Source organism: Sphingobacterium sp. SRCM116780, from assembly GCF_021442025.1.
Lineage (GTDB): Bacteria > Bacteroidota > Bacteroidia > Sphingobacteriales > Sphingobacteriaceae > Sphingobacterium.
The window spans coordinates 1,039,576-1,056,208 of sequence record NZ_CP090446.1 but is presented as its reverse complement, the minus strand read 5'-3'; the positions used below and the strand labels follow the sequence as shown (position 1 = coordinate 1,056,208).

At 38.2% G+C, this 16,633-nt stretch carries 17 protein-coding genes; 2 read left to right on the top strand and 15 right to left on the bottom strand.

Annotated elements, in window-relative coordinates; genetic code table 11:
• Nucleotides 1–49 precede the first annotated feature (49 nt).
• Entirely contained in the window at nt 50–499 is a 450-nt protein-coding gene (locus LZQ00_RS04615; RefSeq protein ID WP_234512327.1) for a hypothetical protein, read from the top strand.
• A gap of 85 nt (nt 500–584) precedes the next feature.
• Here the strand turns inward: LZQ00_RS04615 and LZQ00_RS04610 are convergent, their stop codons facing one another.
• The 3 genes from LZQ00_RS04610 to LZQ00_RS04600 all read right to left on the bottom strand — a co-directional run bounded on the left by LZQ00_RS04610 (nt 585) and on the right by LZQ00_RS04600 (nt 2,728).
• A complete protein-coding gene (locus LZQ00_RS04610; RefSeq protein ID WP_234512325.1) occupies nt 585–965 on the bottom strand; it encodes a DoxX family membrane protein in 381 nt (126 codons plus the stop codon).
• A 136-nt stretch (nt 966–1,101) separates the two neighbouring features.
• Nucleotides 1,102–1,548, bottom strand: coding sequence for a hypothetical protein (locus LZQ00_RS04605; RefSeq protein WP_234512323.1), 447 nt, complete (start codon nt 1,546–1,548; stop codon nt 1,102–1,104).
• Between the two features lie 307 nt (nt 1,549–1,855).
• Entirely contained in the window at nt 1,856–2,728 is an 873-nt protein-coding gene (locus tag LZQ00_RS04600; protein WP_234514788.1) for a DUF808 domain-containing protein, read from the bottom strand.
• A 425-nt stretch (nt 2,729–3,153) separates the two neighbouring features.
• Here LZQ00_RS04600 and LZQ00_RS04595 point away from each other — a divergent pair, with 425 nt between their 5' ends.
• A complete protein-coding gene (locus tag LZQ00_RS04595; RefSeq protein WP_234512321.1) occupies nt 3,154–3,900 on the top strand; it encodes a metallophosphoesterase family protein in 747 nt (248 codons plus the stop codon).
• 79 nt (nt 3,901–3,979) lie between these two features.
• Here LZQ00_RS04595 and LZQ00_RS04590 read toward each other — a convergent pair whose 3' ends face one another.
• The 12 genes from LZQ00_RS04590 to LZQ00_RS04535 all read right to left on the bottom strand — a co-directional run bounded on the left by LZQ00_RS04590 (nt 3,980) and on the right by LZQ00_RS04535 (nt 16,621).
• Nucleotides 3,980–5,104 (bottom strand): serine hydrolase domain-containing protein, encoded by a 1,125-nt coding sequence (locus LZQ00_RS04590; RefSeq protein ID WP_234512320.1) that lies wholly within the window; start codon nt 5,102–5,104, stop codon nt 3,980–3,982.
• Nucleotides 5,094–5,744 (bottom strand): peptidylprolyl isomerase, encoded by a 651-nt coding sequence (locus LZQ00_RS04585; protein ID WP_234512318.1) that lies wholly within the window; start codon nt 5,742–5,744, stop codon nt 5,094–5,096. The genes LZQ00_RS04590 and LZQ00_RS04585 overlap by 11 nt, the downstream gene beginning before the upstream one ends.
• 241 nt (nt 5,745–5,985) lie before the next feature.
• A complete protein-coding gene (locus LZQ00_RS04580) occupies nt 5,986–7,743 on the bottom strand; it encodes an ATP-binding protein (RefSeq protein ID WP_234512316.1) in 1,758 nt (585 codons plus the stop codon).
• Nucleotides 7,743–8,864, bottom strand: a complete 1,122-nt coding sequence (locus LZQ00_RS04575) for a sensor protein KdpD (protein ID WP_234512314.1) — start codon at nt 8,862–8,864, stop codon at nt 7,743–7,745. The genes LZQ00_RS04580 and LZQ00_RS04575 overlap by 1 nt, the downstream gene beginning before the upstream one ends.
• A gap of 73 nt (nt 8,865–8,937) precedes the next feature.
• Nucleotides 8,938–10,026 (bottom strand): porin, encoded by a 1,089-nt coding sequence (locus LZQ00_RS04570; RefSeq protein WP_234512313.1) that lies wholly within the window; start codon nt 10,024–10,026, stop codon nt 8,938–8,940.
• Nucleotides 10,027–10,037: 11 nt separating this feature from the next.
• On the bottom strand, nt 10,038–10,604 hold the full coding sequence (locus LZQ00_RS04565) for a K(+)-transporting ATPase subunit C (RefSeq protein ID WP_234512311.1): 567 nt from the start codon (nt 10,602–10,604) through the stop codon (nt 10,038–10,040).
• 10 nt (nt 10,605–10,614) lie between these two features.
• On the bottom strand, nt 10,615–12,624 hold the full coding sequence (gene kdpB / locus LZQ00_RS04560; RefSeq protein ID WP_234512309.1) for a potassium-transporting ATPase subunit KdpB: 2,010 nt from the start codon (nt 12,622–12,624) through the stop codon (nt 10,615–10,617).
• An 83-nt stretch (nt 12,625–12,707) separates the two neighbouring features.
• Nucleotides 12,708–14,396 carry a potassium-transporting ATPase subunit KdpA gene (gene kdpA, locus LZQ00_RS04555; RefSeq protein WP_234512307.1) on the bottom strand — a complete coding sequence of 563 codons (1,689 nt, stop codon included), beginning with the start codon at nt 14,394–14,396 and terminating at the stop codon, nt 12,708–12,710.
• 38 nt (nt 14,397–14,434) lie between these two features.
• Nucleotides 14,435–14,512, bottom strand: a complete 78-nt coding sequence (locus tag LZQ00_RS04550) for a potassium-transporting ATPase subunit F (RefSeq protein WP_234514787.1) — start codon at nt 14,510–14,512, stop codon at nt 14,435–14,437.
• 11 nt (nt 14,513–14,523) lie between these two features.
• On the bottom strand, nt 14,524–14,883 hold the full coding sequence (locus tag LZQ00_RS04545) for a hypothetical protein (RefSeq protein WP_234512305.1): 360 nt from the start codon (nt 14,881–14,883) through the stop codon (nt 14,524–14,526).
• Nucleotides 14,884–14,977: 94 nt separating this feature from the next.
• A complete protein-coding gene (locus LZQ00_RS04540; RefSeq protein WP_234512303.1) occupies nt 14,978–15,127 on the bottom strand; it encodes a hypothetical protein in 150 nt (49 codons plus the stop codon).
• Between the two features lie 156 nt (nt 15,128–15,283).
• Nucleotides 15,284–16,621 (bottom strand): sigma-54-dependent transcriptional regulator, encoded by a 1,338-nt coding sequence (locus tag LZQ00_RS04535; protein WP_234512301.1) that lies wholly within the window; start codon nt 16,619–16,621, stop codon nt 15,284–15,286.
• Between the last annotated feature and the right edge of the window lie 12 nt (nt 16,622–16,633).

Genomic DNA, 16,633 nt, shown 5'->3' with positions numbered 1-16,633 from the left:
ATAAAAATATGAGCACGCGATACCAAATTGTAGTAATAATGATAAACCCATGGAACAATTAAAACATTTCACGCAAGAAGGTCATGTATATAAACTGAAACCGCAATACGTCTTCAATAGCATCTTCATAACCCTTCTCCTCTTAGTGGCTGCATTAGGAGCTTATATGCAGGAGCCTATGATGATGTGGATACCTTTGATCGTTGCCATACTTGCTGGTATTAGCATGTTCAATAAGAGCCTGATCATCGATATGAACAATAAGGAAATAAGAGTTAGAAAAGGATTGATCCCTATTGCTGCAACCATCCCGATTACCGATATTCAGAATTTTGAACTTTTTGCTATGAAGCAGCTTTTGATTACGACCAATACCATGCTGAATGTGTATTACCTGAAGAATGAAAAAAGAAAGTCAGCCAATCTTGCACAAGGTTTTACGAAAAAAGCGATGCAGAATATCCTAAATGAAATACAAGAAATTATAGATTATGCGTAATCTGAAAGTTTGTCAATCTACAAAACAAAAATAACACCATTGAAAGAAACAATGGTGTTATTTTTTTAGACTTATTACGTTGCAACTATTTTCCTATTAAAGGCAAGTACTTTTTCTTGTTGTCTATGATCACCCAAACAATAACAGCGAGTAATACTAGTGCAATCGGTAATCCTGATGGAGCCGTACAGATATTAGCGAGTAATATACCTATTAAGACAGGCAAGAGAACAATAGCGCCAAGAGGTCTGGTTTTTGGGAAAACTAATAGCAACCCTCCCAGAATTTCTATAGCGCCTACCAACGGTAGCAACCAGCCTATTTCCATAAAAGCTTTTCCTGCTTTTACCATTTCTTCAGGCATGTCCTTGGGCATCGGCATGTAGTGAAAAAACTTGTCTAAACCCGCATTGATAAACATTAAACCCGTTAACAGGCATAAAATCAATAAAATTTTGTTTTTCATAAGTATTTAAATTTAAAGATCAATAAGTTACTAACAAATATGCAACTATTTGGTTTAAATACGTTTACAAAAAACTAAGAAAATTAAAATTCTGATTTAAAACTATCCAAATGTCCGTTTTTAAATGGTCGGCATGTTATTTTATCAAATAAATAGTTGTTTTGCTCTGAAATGCCTGTTCGAGCGTTACAGTAACTTGAATGAGGTCTTCTTCATTATTCTCCAGATGCCACGATACATCTTCAGCAGGAACTTTTAAGGTATGAAAAACAGCATCCTGATCTCTGAAATCAATATCTGATTTTAATAGATTAGCGCCTGTCTGTTCGAACAATTTGCTAACCTCATTTTTATCAACTTGCGCGACCCGACCAACTTGATTATCAAAATCTGCTAACTCTTTAGGTCGCTCCATAGGGTATTTACTTCCTAGATAGGAAGCGTATAAATCTCTATTTCCAGTACGTAAGGCTTCATTTTTATATATTATCCGTTCGGGTGATAGATTGAAGTCAAAATCTTCTGGATTTTCCAAAAAACCAAATGATTTGTTGTAATGATTAATTCTTTCTTCTAATGTCATACACATATCTCCTATTAAATTTTGATCCTTGTTAACTAAATATAGTAAAAAAAATTATAGGCTTTCCAAGTGTACCTGTCTGTTTTTGAAGACTTAACCTATTTTAACAATCTGTACACATAGAAATAGGTTGCTAGCAATAATTGGAAAAGGGATACGATGATATGGGGTTATTAACGGAAAAACAGTTTCGTATCCAGTTCGTATGGAAACACAAAGACCAACAATCGCATTTGAATCATTGATGCTATTAAACGAGAAGAGCACCCGGTTGGATGCTCTTCTTGTTTAATAAAGACCTTATATGTTAAACCGTTACTTTTTTCTTAACAAATACTTTTTTAAAGCCTGTTATGAGTATGACAAGTAACAAACCTGCCACTATACCATAACCAATTTGTTTAAGCCTTGACGGAACGCCAGGTAAAAAATGATGTAAATAATCGATATTATGTTCGAAGATCCCACCAGAAACCAAGATCAAGGCAATTGTACCCACAACTGCCAGGATTTTAATGATGATGGGTAAAGATTTTACCAATAGATGTCCAAACTTGGCAACAGGGCCTGTATCATTTGATCGTTTGATCAATTTGTATCCAGCGTCATCCATCCGTACGATCAAGGCAACGATACCATAGACACCAATAGTGGCTAATAAGGCAACCACAGAGACTGTCAATATCCGAATGGCTAAACTTTCTTCTAACACCGTGCCTAATGCGATAATAACAATCTCCACAGAAAGGATGAAGTCTGTTGTAATGGCGGATTTCACTTTTGCTTTCTCGGCAACACTGCTGTCCTCTTCAATTTCTTCCACCACTTCATGTCCTGTTTTTTGTCGATGAAATAAATATTCTATAATTTTCTCGACACCCTCATAAGCTAAGTAGAAACCACCTAATACCAGAATAAGCTTGATCGCAACGGGAGAAAAAACATTCAATAATAATGCAATAGGAACAATAATGAGCTTATTGATCAACGAACCTTTTGTAATAGCCCACAAGACAGGGATTTCACGGGAAGAAAGAAAACCTGTTGCTTTTTCAGCATTTACAGCCAAATCATCTCCAAGAATTCCTGCCGTTTTACTCGCTGCAACTTTACTCGTAACCGCAACATCATCCATCAATGCAGCGATATCATCCAATATCGCAAATATACCTGAAGCCATATTTTGTTTTAATTTTTTTTGTATCGCAAAATATAAAATGATTTCCATAATCAGAAAACTAAGGATACCTTTTCCTAACCTTCTTCGGACTTTCTCCTAACCAACTTCTAAGTTTCACTACCTCTAGCTTGCTGTTTCTAAACTGTTGTCTCGCCTTTTCCCCGATGCAGGTGTGGTAAAACAGTGGTGCACGTGTGGTGCAAAGGCGGTGGACGATAGAATAAAGTCCGAAGAAGGTTAGAAGTTGGTCTAAAGAAAACCTAATAAAAGTACTTATAAGACAGTTTATTAGCTTAAATGAAGGACTATAAAACAGAAAATAACAGCAAATTACCGTGGTATCATCGATAATAGAACCACAAAACCGCTGAATAACACCACAAAAACCGCAATAAAAGGAACTAACTTGCGACCCAAATAAAACGATGATACAAATTGCCATTTTCAGTGATGTACACGGAAATCTACCTGCTTTAGAAGCCGTATTAGCAGATATTGCTGCTAGAGGTATTCAACAAACCTATTGTTTAGGTGATCTGGTTGATTTTGCACCTTGGGGTAACGAGGTTATTGAACGTATCCAAGAAGAACAGATTCCTTGTTTATTGGGTAATCATGACGAACGCATCGCTTACGATCTGCCTATTATTCCTTTGCCAAAACATACTGCTGAAGAAACAGCCTGTCGTATCCTCGCCATTCAGCACTCCAAAAACAATATCTTAGAAAAGAACAAAGCTTTCCTTGCCCAATTGCCCTATTTGATGCAATTGGATATTCAGGTGAATCAGAAACATTGGTGCATTCAACTCGCACATGGTAGTACAGAAAGCAACGAACATTATCTGTACGAAACCGAACCTGATGCTACCTTTACATCTTTATTAGCTGAAGCAAAAGCCGATATATTGCTGATGGGACATACCCATCTTTCTTTTATTAAATCATTTGGCAACAAATGGGCGATAAACGTCGGATCTGTAGGTCGATCAAAAGAGCAAAACAAGGATGCTACTTATCTTTTATTACAGCTGGATGAAGATCATATCCAGGCGGAGATTATCCGAATCCCTTATGCTATGGAGGAAGTTATAGACAAAATAAAAGCGAGTGACATTCCTGATTTTTACGCAAATTTCTTAGCATCCTCGCAAGCCTATTCTACGACCTGATCACAGATGCGGCAAGATAGCCGTTGTCCTTCGTCGTGTCATACGAAAGGGGGATTGATCGACCTAGTATAGGGCTTCCTTATTCATTTGCATACACCTGGTTTAACCAGTCGAACAAAGGCCGATCTTTCGTGTCCGAAATTGGATTTTTTTCTCCAGTCGCTTTTAAAACAGCTTCAAAGGCTTTTGCTATCGCCGTATCATCCCGATTGCCGAAGAAAGAAATGATCAAGTCTTTTTCAATATTCACATAGACGATGTTGTGAAATCCTGTGGATTCTCCCGAGTGGAAAAGAATAGGTTGATTATTCGCTATTGTATAAAACCAGCCCATACTGTAGGCAATATTATCTTTTACGGGGTGGTTATTCGCTTGAATAAATTCCATGATGTCAGCATTATGGAACTTTGTGGTTAAACGATTATTCATCCACGTATGGTAATTGATTGGGGAGAAGTAAACTCCTCCATCCCCTTGCGTAGCACTGGTCAGACTTTGATCGGCATAGACATAGAAATTCTGCACCGGATGATACCCATAAGCACGCTGTTGAATTTGAGAATAGGGGAAATAAACCAAACCATCTGTAACATCTGCTGGAAGAAATAACTCTTGTTGCACAAAGGATGAGAATGGTTTTCCACTTACTTTTTCTACCACAAGGGCTAAAAGGCAGTATCCTGTATTGCTGTATCGAAAAGCGCTACCTGCAGGAAAATAAACTGTATTCTTCTGTTTGATATACTGTAATACATCCAAGTCAGTCAACTGTTTATGCAGTTGTTCCGGTAGTAAAGATTCATAATCCAAGATCCCAGAAGAATGGTTTAGAAGTTGCTGAACGGTTATGGTTTTTAATTTATCTGGTAGTTCATCGAAGTAAGTATCCAATGGATCACTTATTTTCATCTTGCCTGTTTCAATTAACCGATAGATGGCAGATGCTGTTATCTGTTTACTCACAGAGGCCATTCTGAAATGAGTGTTATCATCAATTTTTCGATGCTCCTCCAAATGGGCTAAGCCTTGATGGAAACTGTATTTCAATTTTCCATGTTGTGAAATTCGAACGGCAATACCAGGCGCTTGTTCGTCAGGATAATAGCCGTGTAATTGCTTGTCTAATGCTTGTTGATCAATTTCTTGAGCCATAACCACTTGAACCAGAAACATGGCGACAAGTAGACTGACTTTATTGCGCATGTGAGGTTTTAATTTCAGATAATTCAAAATGAACAGGTTGAATCGGGTAATCTTGTTTATCTGTTTTCACTTGGCTGATTTTCAAGATCACATCCAATCCTTCATATATTTCACCAAAGACAGTAAAATCATGATCCAAACGAGGTTGTCCGCCTATTTTCAAATAGGTTTCGCGTTGTTCTTTGCTGTATTTGATACCCTTTTTCAATTCCAGTTGGTCAAGATCTTTATTTGTTTGCTTTTTACCTACAACAAAATAAATCTGATTCAGGAAAGAAGCTTTTTCTGGATTACCATCCCGACCAGCACCTAATGCGCCTAATTTATGGTAGGCTCTGTCATCAAACTCTGCTGCCAAACGAGGTTTATGATGTGATGGATCCGCTGCTTCTCGCTTTTCAATATCGATATCATGTTCCCCCCCTTGCACAACAAAATCTGAAATGATGCGATTGAATAATGCGTCTCGATATACTTGGTCTTGTATCGCATGCAGTATAAGATCCCGATGTTTGGGTGTATAATCATATAAAACAACTTTAAAGTCGCCATAATCCGTGTGGAATAACAAACGATGTGTTTGACTTTTTGCAACGAGTACATATACTAAACAGCACAAGGAAAGGAAGAACTTTTTCATAGACTTAAATTTAAAATTGAAGATAGCGCAAATTATTTTAAATAAAAACGAAATGTCTATTTTTTGAATCTGCTCATCACCTACTATCTTCAGAACAATCGATAAAAAAGGGCATCCGAAGATGCCCTTATCTAACTAACTCGATAAATTTTAATTCCCTTTCAAATCCACCTACGATAGCTAAAGTTGTATATTTCATGAAATCAAACTTATTTCTGATGTTAAAAATAAGGCAATAGGTTTATGTCAATGTTGAAGTTAGTATTGAATCGTCATCTACAGCATTCAAGGTAAATGAAAAGATGCTTCCTGAGCCATATTCGCTTTGAACAGTAATCTCCCCTCCTTGTGCTTCGATAAATTCCTTGCTGATACTCAATCCTAAACCTGTACCTTCTTTTTTAGTACCTGGTATACGGAAATAACGTTCAAATATCTTATCCACATATTGTTGCTCGATCCCAGGTCCAGTATCCTGAATGGAGAACTTAACTTTATTGTTCACCGGTTCGACACGAATAAAAATAGTGGAACGTTCATAAGAGTAACGTACGGCATTGGACAATAGATTGGTGAGCACCCAAGCTGTTTTTTCACTATCCGCCAATATTTCAGGCACATGATCATGCATCACTAACTGGAGTTGGATATGCTTTTGTTCTGCCATGGCTTTTGTCGCATTCATCGCATATTCGACGAGTTCGCTCGCCTGAGTCCTTGCTACGTTGAGCTGAATGGTTCCACTTTCCACCTGCGTCATATTGAGTAATTCACCCGTTATTTTCAATAATCGTCCTGTGTCATCCCGAATACTTTGCACCAGATTAACCTGATCTTCATTCAGCACACCAATCTGTTTATTCTCTAACAGTTGTAAACCCATTTTTATAGAAGCGATCGGTGTTTTCAGTTCATGTGATATCGTGGCAATGAAATTTGTTTTTGCAAAATCCATTTCCTTAAATTGGGTGATATTTCGAAGCATAATGACCTGACCAATAAACTGTGAGGTGGTTTCTCCTGTAGGAACGATATTGATATCGACCACCTCTTTTTCAAAATAACTTTCTTTCCCATCCGCATAGATTTTCAAGAGTTTGATCTCCCCTTTTTGCTTATCTGGAAAAATGTCTTTGATAAAATCTCGAATCAGATCATTATGGACAGCGACATCCTGTATTTGTTTCCCAATCAATTGCTCCGCTTGCAATCCTGTTATTTTCAACGCCTCTTCATTGGCAAAAAGCACCTGTTTGTGTTCGTCAATACCAATGACAGGATCATGCATGTTATTGATGAGTGTCTCAATCCTTTTTTTACCTTTCAGTATTTTATCCAATTTACTCTCGGCATACTCTTCGAGTTTCTCAGCCATGGTATTAAAAGAATTTGCAAGATCTCCAAATTCATTACGTCCTTCATAATGAATCCGTTTCTGATAGTTTTCATTCGCAATTTGTTTAATACTTTCGGTCAATTCTTTTATCGGATTGGCAATATTGGAAGGAAGATTAACGATCAGTACAAAGGCAATCAAAAAACAAAGAGAACCTGTGATAGAGATAACAGCAATAGCCTTTTCGGCAGTCACATCAGCAATATTACTTTTACGTTCAATGGCTTCCATATTGAGCCGCATCAATTCTGTAATATCTTTTCTAATCCTAGAGACCAGACTCACATCCCCTTGATTTCGGATAAATTGATAAAAATGCTTTTCTACCAATAAAGTTGCTTGTGCCTCTCCGATTTCAGTCACATTATTTTTTTGCTTTTCTAAATTCTCTTTAAAATCATGCAAGGCAGTAGCATCGGAAGCTCCTTCTTCTAAGGCCAATAACATATTTCGACCATATAGCAAGGTATTGTAATTGGCCACAAGGATATTATTGGTGTCCCTTTTTAATTGATTGATATACCAACCACTTACGATGACCAATAATACGATCATGAGAAAAAGTAAACCTACACCAAAGGTTAATTTTGTTTTTATGCGCATTATGAAAGAATTATAAGGTCAATTTTTTCTTTTGAAAGCTTGTTTAACAGCGTATTAAAAGTATTTGTCGCCAAGATGATCTTCATTAAACCAAGATGAGGTTTTCCGATACATACGGTGGTTATCTTCCGTTCTTCACATTGCTCAATAATGGCTTTTGTGATTTGCGTATGATTTACTTTGATGATTTCGGCTCCCAATTCTGTCGCTAATTTAAAATTATTAATCAAATGTCGTTGTTTATCTAACGCTATTTTCGTCACACTTTCTTTTGGTGTCTGTACGTACAGTACAAACCATTTACTGTTGTAATAGTTTGCTAATCGTGCTGTCTTGCGGATCACAATGATCGCTGTTTTATCGTTTGAGCTGATACAAGCTAAAAACTGTTCCTTCTTGACGCCCTTATGCTGCACAACTTCCTTTTCTACTTTTCGCTGTACTTGTGCAGCCACTTCTTTCAACGCCAATTCTCGCAATTGCAGGATATGATCGGCATTAAAAAAATTGGATAATGCGGTTTCAATTTTAGCTGCAGCATAAATTTTACCTTCCTTCAATCTATTGATCAACTCTTCTGCTGTCAAATCGATGTTAACGACTTCATCTGCCAATGCAAGTACGCTGTCTGGAATCCGTTCCTTGACATCAACTCCAGTAATATCTTTGATCTCATCATGTAAACTTTCGATATGTTGAATATTGACGGCACTAATAACACTGATCCCAGCATCTAATATATCCAGCACATCCTGCCAACGTTTTGCATTCTGACTTCCTTCAATATTGCTATGGGCCAGTTCATCAACGATTACGACTTCAGGATGAAGATTAATAACGGCCTGTACATCCAGTTCCTCCAATTCTTTCCCTTTATAGAACAATTGGCGTCTGGGTATCAACGGCAGTCCTTCCAACAGGGCATGTGTTTCCTTTCGATAATGGGTTTCGATATACCCTATTTTGATATCGATACCATTATGCAAAAGGGTATGCGCTTCCTGCAACATGCGGTATGTTTTACCGACACCTGCACTCATACCAATGTACAGTTTAAATTTTCCCCTCTTTGATTTTTTAATCAAGTTGAGGAAGTGTTCCGCATCTTTTCTTTCGTCCATACAATAACAGATCAGTTTATAAATTTTCAAACCTATAGTGCAATCACCCCAATAGGTTTGAAATAAGAATAACTTAAAAACGGATCGATAGCGATGTAATTCCGATCACATTATCTTTACGCAACACATCCTCTCGATCTACAAAAATAGGGTCTTTGCTCTGTAGTTTTTTCAATTCTGTCCGCCAGATCAAATTTGAAAGAATCTGATAATCCAATGTAAAAGAATACCCAAATGTTTGAAACCCATCTGCTGTCCCTGTAGCGATCATCACACCATTTTTATCCTGATAATATTCTCCTCGGAGTGCACATCCCCAACGATCAAAAGGTTTGTAGCTTGCAATCAATACAGGTGTAAACCAGGTATAATAAGCTGTGCTCCCTTTTTCTTTCTGCTGTGCTCCAATATCTAATCCTGTAATTAAAACAAATTGATCATGGAGTTGAAACTGTCCATAAAAATGATGAAAATAACGCATTTTCCGCACACTATCCGCCTGATCACTACCGACAAAAGAACTGCTATTCAACGTTATCTTCTCATTTGGTTTATACGTCAACTGATGCCCAAATGCGGGAGTGCTATTGCCATCAACCCGTTGGATCCGTTGCCAACCATTTAAAAGTAAACCACTGAGCATCCATTTCCCATCAGCAGTTGTATACGATAGCTTAGCACCCGTTTCAAAATAGGGTGAATTATCAGCTCCTATACTACGTGTCAAGGTATAACAATCTTTACTAATTGCACTTTCAAAACCAATATGGGAGGGTAACACCCCGACATCTATCCATAGATTATGTTTTTCAGAAAGCTTCACCCCTACATTGGCTTCGTATATATTTTTCAATGCTGCTGGTTCTGCAGCATAATTTGCCTGCACATAGGTCCCTACGCCCAATGCCAGATTTGTCCTGATTCTTTCTGTTTCATAATTCACTTTAATAAGACCCAGATTCACATTCACCTCATTATTGCGATGGTGACTATATACAAATCCAGGACGATTGTTCTGTTTGGGATTAGCAAAATCATATTGATCATAAATCTCAACATATCCGCTGATCGTGATCGGATTTTCCTTCTCCAACTTTTCCTGTGCTTGCAGGTTGTAGATCGTACTTCCTAATAAGACAGAAAAGATCATTTGTCTTTTCATGTTGGTCGTCCCTATTTTTTAGCCAATTGATCCAATGCAATATTCAGTTTCAACACATTAATTTTCTCTGGACCAAAAATTCCAAAAAGTGGTTTTTCTGTCTTATTTTTTATCAGTTCCAGCAAAGTTGATTCTGGTATATTTCTAATTTTAGCGATTCGTTTTACTTGCACTTGAGCGGCTTGTACAGAAAAATGAGGGTCTAAACCACTCCCACTTGCAGTAATCAAATCGACAGGGATTTCACTTTTTTTAATCTGTGGATTGTGCACTAAAAAAGTATCAACACGATTTTGTACTGCTGCGAGATAGTCCGCATTAGAAGGTGCTTTATTGCTTGCTCCTGAACCTGCGGCATTATAATTTACGGCTGAAGGCCGTGACCAAAAATACTCATCCTTGGTAAAGGATTGTCCAATGTTACTGTAATAAGTCTTCCCATTGAAGGTAACAATTTCTCCCTTTCCTCCATTGGGAGATGTTTTTGCAATCATCCAGACTGCAAATGGGTAGATCACAGCAAAACAGACGATCAAAACAAGGGTCAATTTGATTGCTGCTAAAATATCTTTTTTCATGGTATTGATTTTATATAAATAAGGAAACAAACAGGTCAATGGCTTTAATCCCCACGAAAGGAACCAATATACCTCCTAAACCAAAAATTAGTAAGTTTCTGCGTAACAAGGCACTGGCACCGATCGGTTTATAAGCCACCCCTTTCAAAGCCAATGGAATCAAAAATGGAATGATGATCGCATTGAAGATAACAGCGGATAAAATAGCACTTTCAGGGCTATGTAAATGCATGATGTTCAAGCCCTGTAATGCGGGGATAGCCGTGATAAACAATGCGGGGATGATCGCAAAATATTTGGCTACGTCATTTGCTATACTAAACGTTGTGAGTGTACCTCTGGTCATCAATAGCTGTTTTCCAATTTCCACCACTTCAATTAATTTCGTAGGGTCATTATCCAAATCCACCATATTACCAGCTTCCTTGGCCGCTTGTGTACCACTATTCATCGCAACACCCACATCTGCTTGTGCCAATGCAGGTGCATCGTTGGTACCGTCACCCATCATCGCAACCAAACGTCCATCTGCTTGCTCTTTCTTGATGTAGTTCATCTTATCTTCTGGTTTCGCTTCAGCGATAAAATCATCTACTCCAGCTTTTTCAGCAATATATTTCGCTGTCAACGGGTTATCACCGGTCACCATCACGGTTTTGATACCCATTCTGCGTAAACGTTCAAATCGCTCTTGAATACCTGGTTTGATCACGTCTTGCAACTCGATCACACCTAAGGCTATTTCATTTTCGGAAACAACCAATGGTGTACCACCATTTTGTGAAATTGTCTTCACCTGTTCTTCAATCTCCACAGGAAATAGATGCCCAGCTTTTGTTACGATATCCCGAATGGCATCGGTCGCTCCTTTTCGGATACGGGTATTGTCATAATCAACACCTGAACTTCTGGTTTCTGCTGTAAACTTGATGAAAATGGGAGATTGAACCGCATACAATGATGGGTTAATCGCTGCCAGTTCAATAATGGATTTACCTTCGGGTGTTTCATCACTCATGGAACTTAATACGGCAGCTTTGATCAACTGCTTTTCATCAATGCCATTCGCTGGATAAAAATGCGTTGCTTTTCGATTACCAATGGTAATTGTTCCTGTTTTATCCAACAGCAATACATCGATATCTCCTGCTGTTTCTACTGCTTTACCACTTTTGGTAATGACATTTGCCCGCAATGCGCGATCCATTCCTGCAATACCAATCGCAGATAACAAACCTCCTATCGTCGTTGGAATCAAACAAATAAATAACGATATAAAGGCTGCAATGGTAATTGGAGCATGTGCATAGTCTGCAAAAGGTTTTAACGTGACCGTTACAATGATGAATACCAATGTAAAACCAGCCAATAGGATTGTTAAGGCAATCTCGTTTGGTGTTTTTTGACGGCTAGCTCCTTCTACCAAAGCAATCATTTTATCTAAAAAACTTTCTCCAGGTTGGGTGGTTACCTGTACCAAAATTTTATCAGACAAAACTTTGGTTCCCCCTGTTACGCTACTCTTGTCACCACCTGCTTCACGAATGACGGGTGCTGACTCTCCTGTTATCGCGCTCTCATCGATCGTGGCTAAACCTGATATGATTTCTCCATCGGAAGGAATTGTATCTCCTGCCTCACAGATAAAAATATCTCCTTTAACCAATTGAGCAGAAGATATTGTTTTTCCATTTTCTAATCGTGCAGGAGTTTCTTCTCTTGTTTTCCGTAAACTATCCGCTTGCGCTTTTCCTCTTGCTTCGGCGATTGCTTCGGCAAAATTGGCAAATAACAGGGTGAGCAATAGCACTAGGAATAAGATAAAGTTATAGCCAAAATTTCCTTGTGATGTTCCTCCTGTTAATGTCCAAAGACTCACGAGCAACATCACAAACGTTCCGATTTCTACCGTAAACATGACGGGATTGCGAAACATAAGTTTGGGATTCAATTTCACGAAAGATTGTTTACAAGCTTCTTGTAACACATCTTTCTGAAATAAGGATTGATTATTATTCATTTTATTTTTTTATTTAATCGGTAGTAATTTGGTTTGTCAAAACCAGATTCATAATACTTGATTCTGTTTCTTCTCCTTTTACATTAGCGCATCGAAAAATACTCCGCAATCGGTCCCAACGTCAATGATGGGAAGAAAGAGAGTGCTGCAACAATCGCAATCACCGTAAATACCATCAGACCAAAAGTTGCCGTATCGGTTTGTAAAGTACCTTCTCCCTCTGGGATGTATTTTTTCTCCGCCAATAAACCTGCTATAGCTACAGGGCCAATAATCGGCAAGAATCGAGATAAGATCAACACAATTCCTGTACTCATATTCCACCAAACGGTATTGTCTCCCAGTCCTTCAAATCCACTTCCATTATTGGCGGCAGAGGAAGTATACTCGTATAAAATTTCACTAAATCCATGAAAACTAGGGTTGTTTAATGTCGATGCTCCATATGCTGGGAATGCGGTTGCTAAACCTGCTCCTACTAAGATCAAAAAGGGATGGATCAAGGCCATGATCATCGCGATCTTCATTTCTCTGGCTTCGATTTTTTTACCTAAAAACTCAGGAGTACGTCCCACCATCAATCCACTGATAAATACAGCCAGGATAATGAAAATAAAAAAGTTTAAAATGCCGACTCCTGCTCCTCCGTAAAAACTATTGACCATCATAGCAAGCAGTTCATTCATCCCCGATAGTGGCATGGAACTATCGTGCATGGAATTCACCGATCCTGTTGAAATCACTGTGGTGACAATGCTCCAAAATCCAGAATTTGCAGCACCTATACGGCTTTCTTTTCCTTCCATAGCGCCTAAGGATGAATCGACCCCCATCTGCGTAATCGCAGGGTTACCGCTCATTTCCATGTGGATATTGGGGATTGCTAAGAGTAAGAACCCAATGGTCATCACCGAAAACATCATCCAGGATAGTTTTTTTCGCCTGATAAAATAACCGAATGCAAAAATCATTGCAAAAGGAATAATCATTTGCGCACTCATCTCCACCATATTGCTGAGATAAGTTGGATTTTCAAAAGGATGTGCCGAGTTTGTTCCAAAGAATCCGCCACCATTAGTACCAATATGTTTGATGGCAACAAAAGCTGCGACAGGACCACGCGAAACGTGTACGGTATCACCTTGTAACGTAACCATCGTGTCTTTTCCTTCGAATGTCATGGGTGTACCTTCAAAACAAAGGATAATGGCTACAATAAACGATAAGGGTAAAAGAATACGGGTACATGATTTCAGAAAGTAATTGTAAAAATTACCTAAATCTGTTGCTGTTTTATTTCTAAATGCACTAAATAAAGTGACCGCTGCAGCCATACCCGTACCAGCACTGACAAACTGCAAAAACATCAACCAGTATTGCCCCAAATAACTGAGCCCTGTTTCTCCAGAATAATGCTGTAGGTTACAGTTCACCACAAAAGATATAACCGTATTGAAGGCTAGGTCTGCAGACATACTTGGATTGTGATCTGGATTCAACGGCAACTGTCCTTGTGTCATCAAAATCCCCATTCCCAATAGAAACCAGATCATATTGATCGTCAATAAGGCTGCTAGCTGCTGTTTCCAGTTCATCTCTGTTGTTGGATTGATACCAGAGATCTTATACAGCAACCTTTCTATGGGATTGAAGACTGGGTCAAGAAAGGTTCTTTCACCAGCAAAAACTTTTGCTATGTATTTTCCAAAGGGAATAGCTAACACGATCGTCCCTAAAAAAACGACGATAATCGCGATTATTTCTGTGTTCATATGTAAATTTTAAATCTATTTAATCAGCAGTGTTCGTATTAAAATTTCTCTGGTTTCAGGAGCACATATACGATGTACGCAAATACCGCTAATGCGACTATAAATAAGGCTATCATGTTATCTGATCTTAATTTTCTAATATTGTTTTGAGGTATTCCTCTCTCAATTCCTTGGGTAGCATATCCATATGCTTTTTTAAACTTCCCGGACGTTCATCGCGTAATAGATTTGTCAGAAACTCATTTTCGATCGCATTACGGGTATACTGATTGCCCGTTTGATAGAGGAGATTCACCACTTTGGCGATTTCCTGAGCATTCGTGAGGCCTTCTATATTTCCGATGTGCATTTTTAGCAAATACAGTTGTGCCAGTTCTTGTAACATGCGATAATGTATTAAACTGGTATCGAGCTGTTCTTCATCCGAAAACCAATTCGCCGTTTCGGGTATCCATTCCTGAATGGTACGTATCATTTTTGTTTTCATATTAGATTTTATCAAAAAAGTCAATTGATTTGAAAAACAGTCCAAAGCTGATCAATCCTATTATTATTCCTATTATTGCCATCATATCTATTTGTTAGTTGAATTCAGAATGGAGTTGACGGTTGTCTATTATGCTTACCGCGATCTCTTTAGCGACAATCGCTTGTGATAAGTGTTGAGAAATTCTTGTCCATTTTAAAAATGAAATCAGGTCTTGTTGTTTTTTTTCGATTGAATTTGACATTATATACATTTTGGAATGCGTTATGCCAAATCTATTCCGAAACGACGCACATAGATTTAGTGCATTCGATATCAACACATTGCATCAAAAACAGCAGCAAAGGCCAATAAAAAAGCCTATCATTTTGATAGGCTCATTCTCATAATAGAAGGATCTTTATGCTAATTTATACTCTTCAATTTTTCGATAGAGTGTTGCAATTCCGATTTCCAATAGTCGAGCTGTCTCGGCTTTATTTCCATGGGTATGCTGCAATACTTTTTGAATATGGAATTTTTCTACACTTGCCATAGAGAAGGCAGATAGTATTTTGTGACCGACTTCAGTCGTGTTTCTTCCAAATGGAAGCATGGCTACGTCCAACACATCGGTATCGGATAAAATAACACTTCGTTCTATACAATTTTTAAGTTCTCGTATATTTCCTTTCCAGTCATGGTTTTCCAGCGCAGCAATGTAGGCATCGGAAAGTTGTAATTCCTTCCTATTCGCCTTTAACGAAAATACCTGTGTGAAATAGCTTGCTAGTAAGCGGATATCTTGTTTGCGTTCTCGTAAAGCAGGTAAGTAGATATGAAATACAGAGAGCCGATAGAATAAATCGCTGCGGAAATGATCGCTAGCCACCTCTTCTTCTAAATCCCGATTTGTTGCAGCAATAACACGTACCTGAACACGTGTTGGTTTGGTTTCGCCGATTTTCAAAAACTCTCCTGTTTCCAGTACTCTTAAGATTTTAGCCTGCAATTCGATTGGCATTTCTCCAATCTCATCTAAAAAAATAGTACCGTTATTCGCTTCTTCGAAAAGTCCTTTTTGATCTTTTATCGCGCCTGTGAATGCTCCTGCTTTATGTCCAAACAGCTCACTTTCCAATAAATCTTTACTAAAAGCCGCACAATTAAGCGCTACAAAATTGAACTTATGACGGTTACTTGCCTGGTGAATCGCTTGCGCAAATACTTCCTTTCCAGTTCCGGTTTCTCCTGTTAATAAAACAGTCGTATCGGTCACGGCTACACGTTGTGCTAAATGAATAGCATTGCAGATCGCTTTTGACTTGCCTATTATTTTATCAAAGGAATAGCGATTGCCAAGTTGTTTCTCCAGTTGTTGTACTCTTTTAGCCAACGCAACTTTTTCAGTCGCATTGTTCACCAATGGAATAATCTTATTATTATCATCCCCTTTTGTGATGTAATCAAAAGCTCCATTTTTGATCGCTTGTACACCATCGGGAATATTACCATAAGCTGTCAGCAGGATGATTTCAATCAAAGGGTATTTTTCTTTAATTGTTTTTGTCATCTCCACACCACTTCCATCGGGGAGTTTGACATCACAAATAACAACATCAATGTCCTGCTCTTCCAATCGTTTCAGACCTTTCTTAAGATCAGATGCCTGAAATACGTCAAAACCTTCTAAGCTAATAATTCTAGCCAAGAGGGTACGAATCTTTTCTTCGTCGTCAATGATAAGGATCGTGCTCAATAGTTGATCATT

Coding starts and splice junctions, on each gene's coding strand:
- LZQ00_RS04615 (WP_234512327.1), top strand. CDS start 50: ATGGAACAATTAAAACATTTCACGCAAGAAGGTCATGTATATAAACTG.
- LZQ00_RS04610 (WP_234512325.1), bottom strand. CDS start 965: ATGAAAAACAAAATTTTATTGATTTTATGCCTGTTAACGGGTTTAATG.
- LZQ00_RS04605 (WP_234512323.1), bottom strand. CDS start 1,548: ATGACATTAGAAGAAAGAATTAATCATTACAACAAATCATTTGGTTTT.
- LZQ00_RS04600 (WP_234514788.1), bottom strand. CDS start 2,728: ATGGCTTCAGGTATATTTGCGATATTGGATGATATCGCTGCATTGATG.
- LZQ00_RS04595 (WP_234512321.1), top strand. CDS start 3,154: ATGATACAAATTGCCATTTTCAGTGATGTACACGGAAATCTACCTGCT.
- LZQ00_RS04590 (WP_234512320.1), bottom strand. CDS start 5,104: ATGCGCAATAAAGTCAGTCTACTTGTCGCCATGTTTCTGGTTCAAGTG.
- LZQ00_RS04585 (WP_234512318.1), bottom strand. CDS start 5,744: ATGAAAAAGTTCTTCCTTTCCTTGTGCTGTTTAGTATATGTACTCGTT.
- LZQ00_RS04580 (WP_234512316.1), bottom strand. CDS start 7,743: ATGCGCATAAAAACAAAATTAACCTTTGGTGTAGGTTTACTTTTTCTC.
- LZQ00_RS04575 (WP_234512314.1), bottom strand. CDS start 8,864: ATGGACGAAAGAAAAGATGCGGAACACTTCCTCAACTTGATTAAAAAA.
- LZQ00_RS04570 (WP_234512313.1), bottom strand. CDS start 10,026: ATGAAAAGACAAATGATCTTTTCTGTCTTATTAGGAAGTACGATCTAC.
- LZQ00_RS04565 (WP_234512311.1), bottom strand. CDS start 10,604: ATGAAAAAAGATATTTTAGCAGCAATCAAATTGACCCTTGTTTTGATC.
- kdpB (WP_234512309.1), bottom strand. CDS start 12,624: ATGAATAATAATCAATCCTTATTTCAGAAAGATGTGTTACAAGAAGCT.
- kdpA (WP_234512307.1), bottom strand. CDS start 14,396: ATGAACACAGAAATAATCGCGATTATCGTCGTTTTTTTAGGGACGATC.
- LZQ00_RS04550 (WP_234514787.1), bottom strand. CDS start 14,512: ATGATAGCCTTATTTATAGTCGCATTAGCGGTATTTGCGTACATCGTA.
- LZQ00_RS04545 (WP_234512305.1), bottom strand. CDS start 14,883: ATGAAAACAAAAATGATACGTACCATTCAGGAATGGATACCCGAAACG.
- LZQ00_RS04540 (WP_234512303.1), bottom strand. CDS start 15,127: ATGTCAAATTCAATCGAAAAAAAACAACAAGACCTGATTTCATTTTTA.